We start from the raw sequence: 13,617 nt of genomic DNA, 5'->3' as shown, positions 1-13,617 counted from the left end.
TAGCTACTGCAGCGACCGGGACAGCGGATCGCGGCTGCCGGGCCGAGCGGTGAGCACGATCCGGGCGCCCATCACCTCGACTCCGTCGTGGGAGGCGATGCAGGGCGTCAGCAGGATCTCGGCGGCCTGGGGCAGGTCATCGGCCAGCTGCGCGACCCGGGTGATGAGGTCGGCGACGCCATCGGTGTCGACCGGAGGGGCCCCGAACCGACCGAACAGGGCCGGTGCACCCTTGAGGTCCCGCAGCATCGACTCGGCATCGGCGGTGGTCAGCGGAGGCACCCGATAGGCCAGGTCCCCCAACAGCTCCGAGGCGATGCCGGACAGCCCGATGCCCAGGACCGGTCCGTACGCGGGGTCCTCCACACTGGTGATCCGCACCGACACCCCGGGCTCACCCTGCTTCTGAACCACCGGGCCGGCCGCCACTTGGTCCTCGGGTCCGCCCAGACCGGCGCCGGCAACGCTGCGGCCCAACTCGGTCCATGCCTGGCGCACCTGCTCGGCACCGCTGATGTGGCGAAACACCGCGGTCAGGTCCGGGCTGGCGCGCAACGCCGGCTCGGTCGCCTTGATCACGGCGCTGGGCAGCGCCGCGGTCGCATCCAACGCCTCCTGCAAGGTGGCGACGGGGGTGCGGGGCACCAGCGTGATTCCGTACGCCGCCAGTAGTGCCGCCGTCCGGTCGGGGTCCAGCACGACCCGGGCCAGTGGGTCGTTGGCCTCGGCCAACGCCTCCTCCACGATGCCGCGGGCGGCTGCGGCACGACGGCCGAGCTCGGGCACCACGCCATGGTCGGCCGTCAGCCATTCTTGGTAGTCCGCGGCACGGGCCAACGCCTGCAACGCGTCGCCGTAGCCCTCGAACACCGGCAAGGTGCCGCTGCCATCGGGTGAGGAGGTCGGTCCCGCCACGGTGGTGAAGTCGACGAAGACGCCCAGGACCGGCTTCTCAGAGGTGCGCGCCAGCTCGCTCAGCGCGTCATGGAAGCCTTGCGCGGAATCGGAATAGACATCCACGTGGGCCGCGATCACCGCGTCGGTGTCCTCGCGTTCCAGACCGGCTCGGACGGCGGCGACCAAGTCGTCGGCGGTCGGCACCGACTGCGCCTCGACGCAGTCCAGGCCGGCCCGATGGGTGGCAAAGCTCGCCATCTGTCGCAGCAGGCTGGAGGAGTTGGCGTACGCCGCCACGCGCCGTCCCTGCGGCAGCGGTTGCCGGGTCAACACCTCGGCGACATCCAACATCTCGTCACGTCTGCGGCACACGATCACGCCGAGCTGGCGATAGATGGCGTCGATGGCATCCGGGGGTGCGGCCTGGGGGCCTTCCGGTTCCCCGATGCTGTGGTGTCGGGACCGGCTCGGAGCCAGCACCACCAGGGGTTTCGTGCGTGCCAGCCGGCGCGCGATCCGGGTGAACTTGCGCGGGTTACCGATCGAGTCCAGCGACAGCAGGCAGACCGTGGTGGCGGGGTCGTCGGACCAGTACTGCATCACGTCATTGACCGAGACGTCGGACAGCGGGCCGGTGGAGACGAAACTGGAGATCCCCAAGGATTGGGCCTCCAGCTTGCTCAGCAGCATCACCCCGATGGCGGTGGACTGGCAGAACACGCCCAGGGTCCCCGGTCGGGGCGACTGCAGCGGCGTCAGGTTGAGTCCGGTGCTGGTGTTGATGAGCCCCAGCGAGTTGGGGCCGACCGCCCGCAGCCCGTGGGAGCGGGCGAGTTCGATCAGTTGGGTGGCGGCGAGCTGGCCGGCGTCGCCGAGCACGACGATGCTGTGGGCACCGACCTCGGCACTGCGCCGCACCACCTCCTCGATGCTGTCGATTGCCGAGGAGATGACGACCTGGTCGATCTTGCCGGTCGCCTGGTCCAACGTGATGATCGAACCGGCGAAACCGGGCATGCTGCCGGTGACGGCGGAGCGGACCTGGTCGGGGGCCAGCACCGCGATCTGGTGCGGGGTGAGCACCCGGCGTACGGAGGCGGCTTCGGCGCGGTGCTCCCGTCGCAGCATCACGTTCGTGGAGGTTTCGGAGGGTTCGATGGGAAACTCCACCACCACCATGCCCTCCTCGTAGGAGCGCTTGACGTGATAGCCGGCGTCGGCGAAGACCGCGACCATGCGGCTGTTCTGCGGCAACACGTCGGCGACGAACCGTCCCACGCCGCGCTCCCGGGCGACCTGGGCGAGGTGCTCCAGCAGCAGCTGGCCCACTCCCCTGCCCTGTTGGTCGTCCTGGACCAGGAAGGCGACCTCAGCTTCCGCGCTGCCCGGGATCCGGTCATATCGGCCGACCGCGATCATCTCCGTACCGACGGTGAGAATCAACGCCACCCGTTCGTCGTGGTCGACGATGGTGAAGCGGTCCAGGTCAGCCTCACTCAGCACTGGCCGGGGCGCAAAGAACCGTAGGTACTTCGATTCGTCGGACACCCGGGCATAGAAGTCGACCAGTCGCTGTCGGTCGTCGGGCAGGATCGGACGCAGATGTGCGGTGCCGCCATCGCTGAGGACGACGTCGGTCTCCCACTCGGGCGGATAGGGGGCGCTGGCTGCCATGACCCAACCTTAGGCGAGTGCAATCCGGGGCTCTTGCTAGTGTTCGTCCTCGTGAGCAAACCGTTCATCGCAGCCCGCATCGAAGAACGATTCAACCGATTCGTGGAGCGCGTGCTGCGGCGAATGGGATGGGTCGACACCGTCATCGGCTATCGCGGGTACGCACACCGGGGCCGCGTCCGCATCCTGTGCCGGGTGGTGCTCCAACCAGCCGACATGACGACCGCTGTCGGCCTGGTCACCGAACGACTGCTGGCCCGGCGTGGTTTCCGTAACTTCCTCTCCGCCCCGATCGGGCACGGGGAGGTCCGCGTGACCGTCGGCGGCATCATCCGTTCGGTGCGAGCTGACCGAGGCGGCTACGTCGACGTGGCGCTGGCCGACATCGACCTGCCGGCAGGCGAGGCCGAGGCCGAGTTCGTCACCGCAGGGTCCAAGCCGGTCCGCGCCCCCATCACGGTGGTCGCCCCCGAGGTGACGATGGGACTGGTCTCCGACATCGACGACACCGTCATCTCGACATCGCTGCCGCGCCCCCTGATCGCGGCCTGGAACTCCTTCGTGGTCCACGAGAACGCCCGCCAGGCAGTGCCAGGGATGGCGGAGATGTACGCCGAGATGCTCCACGACCATGACGGCGCGCCGACGGTTTACGTCTCCACCGGCGCCTGGAACACCGCTGGCTTTCTGACCCGGTTCCTGCAGCACTACGGCTTTCCGTCCGGACCGCTGCTGCTCACCGACTGGGGCCCCACCCAGGCCGGCTGGTGGCGCAGCGGACCCGCTCACAAGCGGGCCTGCCTGCAGCGGCTGGCGGAGGACTTCCCCGGCATCCGGTGGGTGCTGGTCGGCGACGACGGGCAGCACGACCCTGCCCTGTACGGGGATTTCGCCAGCCAGCATCCCGACAAGGTCCGTGCCATCGCGCTGCGGGAACTGACCCCGACCGAGCAGGTGCTGGCACACGGGTCCCCGACTGCGTACGTTGATGCGGCCCGTGCCGATCACAGCCCGGTCCCGGTGGTCAAAGGTCCCGACGGCTTCCGAATCTGGGCAACGCTGAGCCGGGTGCTGGACCAGCGCCAGCGCTGAAAATCCCGCTGCGGCAACGGAAACCCTCGGCGTGGGAGGCCGGCGGACCGCGCTGGCTGGGATAGCCTGACGTGGCTTGATCGCCAGATCAGCGCAGGATTTTTCCTCAAGGCACTATCGATACACCCGACGTCAGGAGCAGCAGGTGGCGCGACGCGGCACTCCCGCCGAGGAGGACTTCGAGGAACGGATCGTCGACGTCGACGTGTCGTCGGAGATGGAGACCAGCTTCCTCGAGTACGCCTATTCGGTCATCTACTCCCGAGCGCTGCCCGACGCCCGCGACGGCCTCAAGCCGGTGCAGCGCCGGATTCTCTACACGATGGACGAGATGGGGATCCGACCGGACCGTGCCCACGTGAAGTGTGCGCGTGTGGTTGGCCAGGTGATGGGTCAGCTCCATCCCCATGGCGACAGTGCGATCTACGACGCCTTGGTGCGCCAGGCCCAACCCTGGGCGATGCGGTTGCCGCTGGTCGATGGACACGGCAACTTCGGATCCCCGGACTCGGTGCCCGCCGCCATGCGTTACACCGAATGTCGGATGGCACCGGCCGCCTCGGCCATGACCCAGGGGCTGGACGAGGACGCGGTCGACTTCCGTCCCAACTACGACGGCAAGGAGACCGAACCGGTCGTGCTGCCGTCGGCCTTCCCCAACCTGCTGGTCAACGGTTCCACCGGTATCGCGGTCGGAATGGCGACCAACCTGCCGCCGCACAACTTGGTGGAGGTGGTCGCCGCGCTGAAGCATCTGCTCAAGCATCCCGGCGCCAGCCTCGACACGATCATGCGCTACATGCCTGGGCCGGACCTGCCCACCGGCGGCACGATCGTCGGTCTGGACGGGATTCGGCAGGCGTACGAAACCGGTCGCGGTCGCTTCGTGATCCGCGCGGTGACCCGGATTGAGAAGGTCACCCCGCGCCGTCAGGGCATCGTGGTCACCGAACTGCCCTACGGCGTTGGCCCCGAAAAACTGATCGAACAGATCAAGGGGCAGGTCCAGGCCAAGCGACTCACCGGCATCGCCGACGTGAAGGACCTGACCGACCTCACCAACGGCACCCGGCTGGTGATCGAGGTCAAGAACGGCATCAACCCCGAGGCGCTGCTGCAGGAGCTCTACAAGCGCACCAGCCTGGAGGACGGCTTCTCGATCAACGCGGTCGCGCTGGTCGATGGCCAGCCCCGCACGCTCGGACTGCTGGAACTGTTGCAGGTCTACCTGGACCACCGGTTGTCGGTGACGTTGCGACAGACCAAGTTCCGGCTCGCCAAGGCGACCGATCGACTGCACTTGGTCGATGGACTGCTGATCGCGATCCTCGACATCGACGACGTCATCACGATCATCCGGCGCGCCGACGACGCCGCCGCCGCTCGCGCCCGGTTGATCGAAGCCTTCGAGCTGACCGAGATCCAGGCCAACTACATCCTCGACATGCAGCTGCGCCGGCTCACCAAATACTCCACCATCGAGTTGGAGACCGAACGCGACGAGCTGCAGCAGCAGATCAGGGCCCTGCAGGCGATCATCGATGATGACGACCTGCTGCGGGCCGCAGTCGGCGATGACCTCTCCGACGTGGCCAAGCGCTACGGCGACCCGCGGCGTACGGTGCTGCTCTCCAGCGCCGGCGTCTCGGCGACCTCGGAGCCCCTGGAGGTGCCCGACGGGCCGACCTGGGTGTTGCTGTCGAGCACCGGACTGGTGGCGCGTTGTGACTCCGCAGACCCGCTGGGGGAGGCCGGAAGCCGCAGTGACCATGACGTGTTGGTCTCGGCGGTGCGGACCACCGCACGCGGGGAGTACGCCGCGGTCACCAGCGCCGGTCGACTGATCCGTTGCCAGGCGATCGACCTGCCCACCGTGCCCGCGACCGCGCAGGCGCCGCACCTGTCCGGTGGCGTCCGGATCTCGGACCTGGTCACCCTCGACCCAGACGAGCAGGTGCTCTTCCTGTGCCGGCTCGACGAGGATTCCGCCGGGCTGGCGGTGGGCACCGCGCAGGGCGTGGTCAAGCGGGTCAATCCCGAGATGCTGGGCAACAACGAATGGGATGTGATTCGACTCGCCGACGGGGACCGGGTGGTCGGCGGCTGCGAACTGGTCGACGACTCCGCCGAGCTGTGCTTCGTGACCGCCGGTGGCAACCTGCTGCATTTCGCAGCCGCGAGCGTACGCCCGCAGGGCCGCGCCGCCGGCGGCGTTGCCGGGATCAAGTTGGGCGCCGGTGACCGGGTGGTGTGGTTCGGTGCAGTGCCGCCGGGCGACAACCTCGTGGTGACGATCGCCGGCAGCGGTGATGCGCTGCCCGGCACCGAGTCCGGCAGCGTCAAGGTGAGCGACTTCGCTGACTTCCCCGCCAAGGGACGTGCCACTGGAGGCGTACGCTGTCATCGTTTCCTGCGCGGTGAGGACGAACTGCAGCGCGCCTGGGCCGGACCCGGCCCGGCGTTGGCAGCGGCCACCAGCGGCGCCCCGGTGGCGCTGCCCGAGGAGTTCGGCCGCCGCGACGGATCCGGTACGCCGCTGCCCCAGCCGGTGACCGGTCTCGGGTCGGGCACCCCCGACCTGCTTTCTCCCCTTCCGAAGGAGTCCTGATGGACAATGCATTCGCAGACCTGCTCGAGGCGAACGAGAAGTACGCCGCCACCTTCGAGGAAGGTGGGTTCGACGGCATCGCGCGCGCCGGCGTCGCCGTGATCACCTGCATGGACTCGCGGATCGAGCCGCTGCGAATGCTGGGACTCAACCTGGGCGACGCAAAGATCCTGCGTACGCCCGGCGGCCGGATCACCCCGGATGCCCTGACCGGCTGCATTTTGGGCACCCATGTGCTCGGCGTGGACCGGATCCTGGTGGTGCCGCACACCCGCTGCGCCATGGCCAGCGGTGACGACGAGGCGATCGCCAGCAAGGTCGAGGCCGAGACCGGCGTCAACATCCATGGCGCCCTGCTCGGCGCCAGCACCCGGCAGCGCGACGCCCTCCACTACGACGTCGAACTGCTGCGCTCCCACCCGCTGATCGGCAAGCGTGCCGTCGTGGGTGGCTTCATGTATGACGTCGACTCCGGCAAGCTCAACCCGATCGAGTGAGCCCCCGTCCGCGACTGCGCCGGGCGGGCGTGAGGCCGTCGGACCTGGTCCGCAGGTTGATCTATCCGGTGCCGGTCTGGTTGCCCCGTCGTGAGGAATCGATCGCGGCGCTGGCAGCCAGCACCACCACCGACAACGGCACCGTGGTGTTGCACCACCGGGCTCCGGAGGGTGCCGCGACAGTGACCTACCTGCACGGCAACGGCTCTGACCTCAGCACCATCGGGACCATCGCCCAGTTGCTGCGCGACAGCGGACTCGGCTTCGCGGCGTTCGAGTACCCGGGCTATGGCCCCCATGCCGGCGAGCCGCGCCAGGCAGCCATCCTGGCGGCGGCCCGGGACGGGTTGGCGCACCTGCGCGGCGCTGGCGTGAGTTTGCGGCGTACCGTCTTGGTCGGGGAATCGCTCGGCTCCTCGGTGGCCGCGCATCTCGCCGCCGAAGGCCAGTTGCGCTCCGAGGACGAGACCGGCCGCTTGGTCCTGATCTCGCCTTTCACCAACATGGCTGCGATGGTGCGCCGCTACACCCGGCTGGATCCGCGTGGGCTGGTGTCGGAACCGTGGGCCACCGATGTGACGGTCCGCTCCATCACCGAACCGACCCTGGTGATCCACGGCGCCAAGGACACCCTGGTGCCGCCCGCGATGAGCCGACGGCTGGCCGCCGAACTGCCGCGGGCGACCCGGATCGTCGTGCCGGACCGCAAACACGACAATCTGTGGGAGCCGCCGAGCGAGTGCCTGGCGGCTGTGGTCGACTTCGCGAGGTCAACTGACACCGAGGCGACCGAGGCATGAGTCGCCGATCGGCCGCCAGGTCGTGACGCTAGGGTGAGGCCAACGTTCAAAGGCTGAACGCACACCCAAGGAGCCCCCATCATGCGTCGACGCCCCTTCCTGTTCAGTCTCGGTGCCACCGTCGTGGCCCCCTCGGTCGGCGGTGCCGGCCTCCGATCAGCCGTCGCGCAGACCGGCGATGGCGCCTACGTTGCCCCGGTCACTGATCTCGGCGAGCCGGTCACCAAGCGTCAGACCCTCGCCAGCGCGATCGCCCCCACCCCGGAGGGCGTGCCGATGGCGTACTTCCTCGCCTCCGGCAACCCGAACCTGCCCGGCGAGTTTGCCGCGCTCAACCTGCGCACCGGCGAAACCGTCCTCAACGTGCGGATCACCGCCGATCCCAGCAGCCAGCGGGCGATGGACGTGTCTCCGCACGACCATGCCGTCTACTTCGCCACGTCCGAGGAGGGCCACCTCTATCGGCACCAGCCCGGTAGCGCCACGGTTGAGCACCTGGGTGTGCTGCCCGGAGCAGACCGGGCGTGGGGACTGACGGTGGGTGAAGACGGCACCGTCTGGATCGGGGCGTACCCCAGCGGCAAGCTCTATTCGCTCGACCCGGTCAGCCTCGAGGTGACCGACCATGGCCAGGCGATGGCCGGTGAGCAGTACATCGACGGTCTCGCCGCCGATGGCGACACCATCTGGATCGGCACCCAGTCGACGGCTCGACTGATCACCTTTGACCGCACCACCGGCGTCTTCACCGAGGTCGAGATGCCGGCCGAGCATTCCAGCACTGCGATCAGTTCGCTGGCGGTCCGCGGCGGCAAACTCTTCGTCGGCTCCACCCACCTGTGGGTCCGCGACCTGGCCAGCGGGACCTGGGACGGGGTGGTCGAGGGCGGTGCACCGAACGTCTCCCCCATCGACCCGCGCGACCCGGACGCGGTCTATCTGCGCCTCGACGGCGAGATCAAGCGGTACTCGTTGTCGACCGGTGAGGTCACCGGCACCGGCAACCGTCCCAATGCGGCCCCCGAGGCCTGGGGTTGGGCCGACCGGGACGGGACCGGTGAGCACCCGGTGTTGGCGATGACCTACTGGAACGGCGGGCGTACGTATGGCCTGAAGATCCACGACGGCGACGATTCCTTCTATCTGGTTCCTGATCTGGACGGTTCCGGAGCGCCACTGACCGCGCTGGGCTCCGACGTGGCCGGACGGGTGTACGCCGGCGCCTTCCTCAGTCCGCCCGGGATGGGTCGCTTCGACCCGGATGGTGACGGCACCATCGAGCTGCTGACCGGCACCAGCCAGGTCGAGGGCTTCGGCCGGTTCGGTGATGACCTGGTCTTCGGCCGCTACCCGCAGGGGTCGCTGCACCACTACGACGTCAGTGAACCATGGCAGTACGGCACCAACCCGGCACCGCGGGAGCTCGGCGATGGCCAGAGCCGGCCACAGACCTTCGTGGAGCTGGCCAGTCTGCCCGGCACCGTGGCGGTCGCGTCAGTGCCGGTGCCCGGCGCGCACGGTGGCGCGGTCTCGCTGTGGCAGCCCGACGCGAACACCCACACGGTGCACCGCAACATCATCGACCAGCAGACCCCGGTCGGCCTGGTGGAGCACGACGGTCTGCTGATCGGCAGTACCTCGATCGAAGGCGGCTACGGGATTGACCCGGTCACCGAGGCAGCGACGATCTTTGCCTGGGATCCGGTCGCGGAGGCGCTGGCCTGGTCCGAGACCATCGAGGGCGCCCGGGCAATCTCCGGTCTGGCCGTGGCCCTGGACGACCAGCGGCTGTGGGCAGTCGTCGATGGGCGCCGCGTGATCGAGTTTGATCTGACCGGGCGCATGATCCTGCGAACCGTCGTGGTCGACGAGGCGGCGGTCGTGCCCCGCTACGGTGACGACAACCGACTGCTGTTCGACCACGGGCGGCTCTTCGGATCTCTGGCCAACCGGCTGGTCATCATCGACCGGGTGACCGGGGCCGTGACCAGTCTGTACGGGTTGGACAGCGGTCGCGGTGACGGTGTCGACACGGTCAGCGAGCTGACTCAGGACGGTCACGGCGACCTGTACGTGATCGGGTCCAGCACCCGGTTGGTCCGCTACGCCCTGCCGCCGGCGGCGGACGTGGCGGTGCCCGCCGTCCGCACCGAGCCGGCCGGTCGCCGTGTCAGGCTCCACTTCAGCGCCGACACAGGCCGGATCGATGCCAGCGTGGCGGGCGGCGCGTGGACCGAACAGCGCAGCACCCGGCCGCTGCTGGTCGAGCCGGGTGCCACGGTCCGCTACCGCGCGATCGATGCGGCCTGGAACTCCTCGCCGGTGGGCGAGTTTCGGGCCTGAACCACGCTGGTCCTCGATTCGGACATCCGGTGCGCGCACTGCGTGCAGTCGATTGCCAGCAGGCCTCGAAATCCGGGGTCTTAGCGAATCGACTGCACGTGTTGCGCGCGAATCCGGTGATCAGCGCTCGACTGCCGCTTCCGTGAAGGTCGAGGTGTCGATGACGGCCCGGAAGAAGACCTCACCGTTGACGACCCGGTCGTAGGCCGCTTCGACCTCGGCGACGCCGATGGTCTCGACCTTGGCGCCGAACCCGTGCTCGGCGCAGAAGTCGAGCATCTCCTGGGTCTCGGCGATACCGCCGATGTTGGAGCCGGCGATCACCTTGCCGCCGCCGATGATCGAACCGAACGGCAGCGACTGCGGCGCGGGCGGCAGCCCCACGACCGCCATCACGCCGCGCGGCGCCAACAGCCGCAGGAAGCGGCGTAGGTCGATGTCGGCGCTGACGGTGTTGAGGATCAGGTCGAACTCTCCGCGATGGTGGTGGAAGAACCCTTCTTCGGTGGTCGCCAGGGTCCGGGTGGCGCCGAGGTCGATGGCTTGTTGTTCCTTCTTCAGGGTCCGGCTGAGGACGGTGACCTCGGCTCCCATCGCGGCGGCGATGCGCACGCCCATGTGGCCCAGTCCGCCCATGCCCAGAACGGCGACCTTCTTGGGGCGGCCGTTGACCTGCTCGCCGGCGCCCCACCGGGCCAACGGTGAGTAGGTCGTGATCCCGGCACACAGCAGCGGCGCGGCCTCCGCGAAGGACAGGGCATCGGGGATCCGGCAGACGAAGCGTTCGTTGATCGTCACCTTTTCGGCGTACCCACCCTGGGTGATGCTGCCATCGACGTCGGTGGAGTTGTAGGTGCCGACATTGCCCTGCAGGCAGGACTGTTCCTCCCCCGCCAGGCATTGCTCGCACTCACCACAGGAGTTGACCATGCAGCCGACGCCAACCCGATCGCCGACCTTCCATTGGGTCACCGCGGAGCCAACCGCCGAGACCACACCGGCGATCTCGTGGCCGACGGTGAGCGGGAAATGAGCCTCGCCCCACTCGTTGCGGATGGTGTGGATGTCGCTGTGGCAGATGCCGGCGGCGTGGATGTCGATCACGACATCGTCGGGACGCGGATCGCGTCGCTCGATCTCGACGACGCGGAACGGCGCGTCCGGGCCGGTCTTCTGCAGGGCCTTCACGGTGATGGGCATGGCAACTCCTCGAGCTTGGTCGTCCATGACGCTACACCGGTCGACCCAGTCCGCCGGCTGATCTCTCAGAGGCGGCTCGAGCCGCGGCCAGATCGGCCGCGGCTCGAGCGTCAACTGCAGTCGGAGCCTCAGCGGCGGCCCAACCAGGCTGCCGTGATTCCAGCGGCCAGCGCCATGCCGAACACAGGGATGCCCACCCAGGAACCGGTGTCCGGCAGCCCCGGACGGGTCGGGCCAGACGGTGCCGGCGTGCTCGGGGAAACCGAGGATGCCCCAGTGCTCGGCCCCCCAGTCGGATCAGGACTGGTCGGGTCAGGGCTGGTCGGGTCAGGGCTGGTCGGGTCAGGGCTCGATGGGGCCGCTGTGGTCGGAGCCGGCGTCTCTTCCCCCGCCAGTGCAATCTGGTAGAGGTGGGTGGAGGAGATCACGAAAACCTCGCCCGCCTCGGTGACCTCGAGTCGCTTGTACTCGATGCTGTCGTCGGTGGTCACGATCTCACCGGTGGCCGGATCCAGGACGTAGAGCTTGGACCCGTGGGTGCCATAGAGCAGCCCGTCGGCGGGGTTGTACTCCAACGCGGAGACCTTGCCCCAAGGTGAGATTGCGCCGAGGTCCTGCTCGACCACGGTGCTGACCTCACGGGACTCCATGTCCATCACCATCACGGTCCCCTTGGCGTCGGTGAAGTACATCTTCTTGTCCACCTCGGCCATCGTTCCGATCAGCGCGGTGTCGATCTCGTGCTGGTGCAGCACCGAGCCGTCGGCCGGATCCACGACAGCCACGCTGACGGGGCCGGGATCGGTCGGACTGCTGAGGCCGCCGCGGACATTCGAGCCGATGTAGAGCAGCCCGTCCGAGCCGAACTTCACTGAGGTGATCGACTGCTCACCCAGGATGTTGTCGTAGAACCGGTCGTCGCCTGCTGCATCGGTGATGACCAGCGAACCGCCCTTGTAGCCGTAGTCGGCGACCGCGCCGATGGCAACCAGACCGTCCTGGGCATCAATCGTCAACAGCCGATCGGTCTGGTTGGTGGTGTCACGCAGGCGGGCGTACTGACTCGGATTGTCTCCGTAGGACCACTCCTGGCTCACGTCGACCTTGTCGATGACGCCGCCGGGATAGCTGGTGATGAGCATCTGGTTGTCGCCGATGTTGACGAAGTCATCGGCCTGCTTGGGGCCCTCCAGCAGTCCCTTCTCGCCGCTGGCCGGATCGTAGGTCCCGATGGCGCCCGGGCCGAGGTAGGTGCCGATGTAGAGCTGGTTGTCCGGGCCCTCATGCAGCGAGTGAGCGGTCAGCACCAGCCCCTCGTGCTCAGTGGTGTGATGCGCGGTGGCGCCGGTGTCGAGGTTGTAGGTCCAGAACGTGCCGTCGTTGAGTGCGCCCAGCAGCACCGATTCCTCAACTCCGTCGTCGTTGGGGACCTGCAACTGCCGGATCCGGCTCGGGTTGGGCAGATCGGCCAGGTCGGTCGAGCCGAAGTCGGTCGGCTCGATCGAACAATCCGACGGGTCGAAGCTGAAGATCCCCTCGCTGGTCCGGAAGTACGCCACCCCGTTCTCGTCGGGGTCGGTGAAGGGGTAGTTGCCTGCCGTGATCGGCAGCGCGTCCTCACAGATGAACGACTGGGTGGAGTGCTGCCACAGCAAGGTGTTGGTGGTGACCGAGGAATTCGCCTTGGAGAAGGACATGGCGATCAGGTCGTCGGTGAGCTTGCGGAAGTCGTAGAAGTACTGCAATGACTCGTACTTCTCCGGGATCTCGATCGGGGTGACCTCCCCGGAGTTGGCGTCGACCTGCATCAGGTGGCCCTCGCCCAGGGCGGAGCCGCCGTAGAGGGTGTCATCGATCCGCTCGAAGCCCCAGATGTAGGAGTCGTTGGAGCCGTCGGGAACGACGGTGCCGTAGTCCTCGAGCAGCTCGCCGGTCTCGGTGTCGATCGCCCACATTTTGGCGTTCGGGTAGGTGCTGCCGTAGAGGACCGACTCGTCGTCGCTCAGCTTCACCCGCCGGATCACTGACTCGCCCGCCGGGCTGGTGGCCACGATCCGATCGGTGCTGGTGGCGGGGTCGTAATGGTGGATCGTCGATCCCTTGCCGTCGCGGGTGACCCACCACAGCGAACCGTCCGAGGCCACCGTCGTGCTGGCGGCGAGGAAGCGCTCTTCCTCGTCGACAACCGAGTCGAGCAACTCACCGGTGTCGGCATTGAGCACGAACAAGACCGCGGGCTCGGCATTGTTGAGCAGATACATGATGGGTGTGCCGTCAGGCAGCACTGCGGCATTGGCGCTGCGGACGTTGGCGCCGAGCGCAGCGGTACCAAGATCGGTGATCTCCACTGTCGGTTCGGTCTGCTGAGCAGGTGCCGGCGCCGCCGACACTCCGGTCAGCACCAAAGCTGCGGCCGCAGCCGCCGCCAGGGGTGTTCTCCATCGCATGGGTGTTCCTTCGGGGTGGGGTGCACCCGACAGCGCAGTCGGGCCAGGACCACGATCAT

Annotated in this window: 8 protein-coding genes; 5 read left to right on the top strand and 3 right to left on the bottom strand. The window is 68.0% G+C overall.

Annotation, left to right across the window (positions count from 1 at the left end):
- Positions 1–3 precede the first annotated feature (3 nt).
- On the bottom strand, positions 4–2,571 hold the full coding sequence (locus CGZ91_RS06620; protein ID WP_094453589.1) for a GNAT family N-acetyltransferase: 2,568 nt from the start codon (positions 2,569–2,571) through the stop codon (positions 4–6).
- Positions 2,572–2,622: 51 nt separating this feature from the next.
- Here CGZ91_RS06620 and CGZ91_RS06615 point away from each other — a divergent pair, with 51 nt between their 5' ends.
- The 5 genes from CGZ91_RS06615 to CGZ91_RS06595 all read left to right on the top strand — a co-directional run bounded on the left by CGZ91_RS06615 (position 2,623) and on the right by CGZ91_RS06595 (position 9,911).
- Positions 2,623–3,663, top strand: a complete 1,041-nt coding sequence (locus CGZ91_RS06615; protein WP_229116473.1) for an App1 family protein — start codon at positions 2,623–2,625, stop codon at positions 3,661–3,663.
- Between the two features lie 145 nt (positions 3,664–3,808).
- Complete coding sequence (locus CGZ91_RS06610) at positions 3,809–6,271, top strand: DNA gyrase/topoisomerase IV subunit A (RefSeq protein ID WP_229116472.1); 2,463 nt, start codon at positions 3,809–3,811, stop codon at positions 6,269–6,271.
- Entirely contained in the window at positions 6,271–6,768 is a 498-nt protein-coding gene (locus CGZ91_RS06605) for a beta-class carbonic anhydrase (RefSeq protein ID WP_094451007.1), read from the top strand. The genes CGZ91_RS06610 and CGZ91_RS06605 overlap by 1 nt, the downstream gene beginning before the upstream one ends.
- A 29-nt stretch (positions 6,769–6,797) precedes the next feature.
- The gene (locus CGZ91_RS06600) at positions 6,798–7,568 is read left to right on the top strand and encodes an alpha/beta hydrolase (RefSeq protein WP_094453585.1); all 771 of its coding nucleotides are present in this window, start codon (positions 6,798–6,800) and stop codon (positions 7,566–7,568) included.
- An 81-nt stretch (positions 7,569–7,649) separates the two neighbouring features.
- A complete protein-coding gene (locus tag CGZ91_RS06595) occupies positions 7,650–9,911 on the top strand; it encodes an NHL repeat-containing protein (RefSeq protein ID WP_094453583.1) in 2,262 nt (753 codons plus the stop codon).
- Positions 9,912–10,031: 120 nt separating this feature from the next.
- Here the strand turns inward: CGZ91_RS06595 and CGZ91_RS06590 are convergent, their stop codons facing one another.
- Together CGZ91_RS06590 and CGZ91_RS06585 are read right to left on the bottom strand one after the other, a co-directional pair.
- On the bottom strand, positions 10,032–11,111 hold the full coding sequence (locus CGZ91_RS06590) for an NAD(P)-dependent alcohol dehydrogenase (RefSeq protein WP_094453581.1): 1,080 nt from the start codon (positions 11,109–11,111) through the stop codon (positions 10,032–10,034).
- 128 nt (positions 11,112–11,239) lie between these two features.
- Positions 11,240–13,558, bottom strand: a complete 2,319-nt coding sequence (locus CGZ91_RS06585) for a ligand-binding sensor domain-containing protein (RefSeq protein WP_144276818.1) — start codon at positions 13,556–13,558, stop codon at positions 11,240–11,242.
- Positions 13,559–13,617 lie beyond the last annotated feature (59 nt).

It is taken from the genome of Parenemella sanctibonifatiensis (genome assembly GCF_002250565.1).
GTDB lineage: Bacteria > Actinomycetota > Actinomycetes > Propionibacteriales > Propionibacteriaceae > Parenemella > Parenemella sanctibonifatiensis.
Note: the sequence above shows the minus strand (reverse complement) of the source record. Positions and strands in the feature narration are given on the sequence as shown.

Coding starts and splice junctions, on each gene's coding strand:
- CGZ91_RS06595 (WP_094453583.1), top strand. CDS start 7,650: ATGCGTCGACGCCCCTTCCTGTTCAGTCTCGGTGCCACCGTCGTGGCC.
- CGZ91_RS06590 (WP_094453581.1), bottom strand. CDS start 11,111: ATGCCCATCACCGTGAAGGCCCTGCAGAAGACCGGCCCGGACGCGCCG.
- CGZ91_RS06620 (WP_094453589.1), bottom strand. CDS start 2,571: ATGGCAGCCAGCGCCCCCTATCCGCCCGAGTGGGAGACCGACGTCGTC.
- CGZ91_RS06585 (WP_144276818.1), bottom strand. CDS start 13,558: ATGCGATGGAGAACACCCCTGGCGGCGGCTGCGGCCGCAGCTTTGGTG.
- CGZ91_RS06605 (WP_094451007.1), top strand. CDS start 6,271: ATGGACAATGCATTCGCAGACCTGCTCGAGGCGAACGAGAAGTACGCC.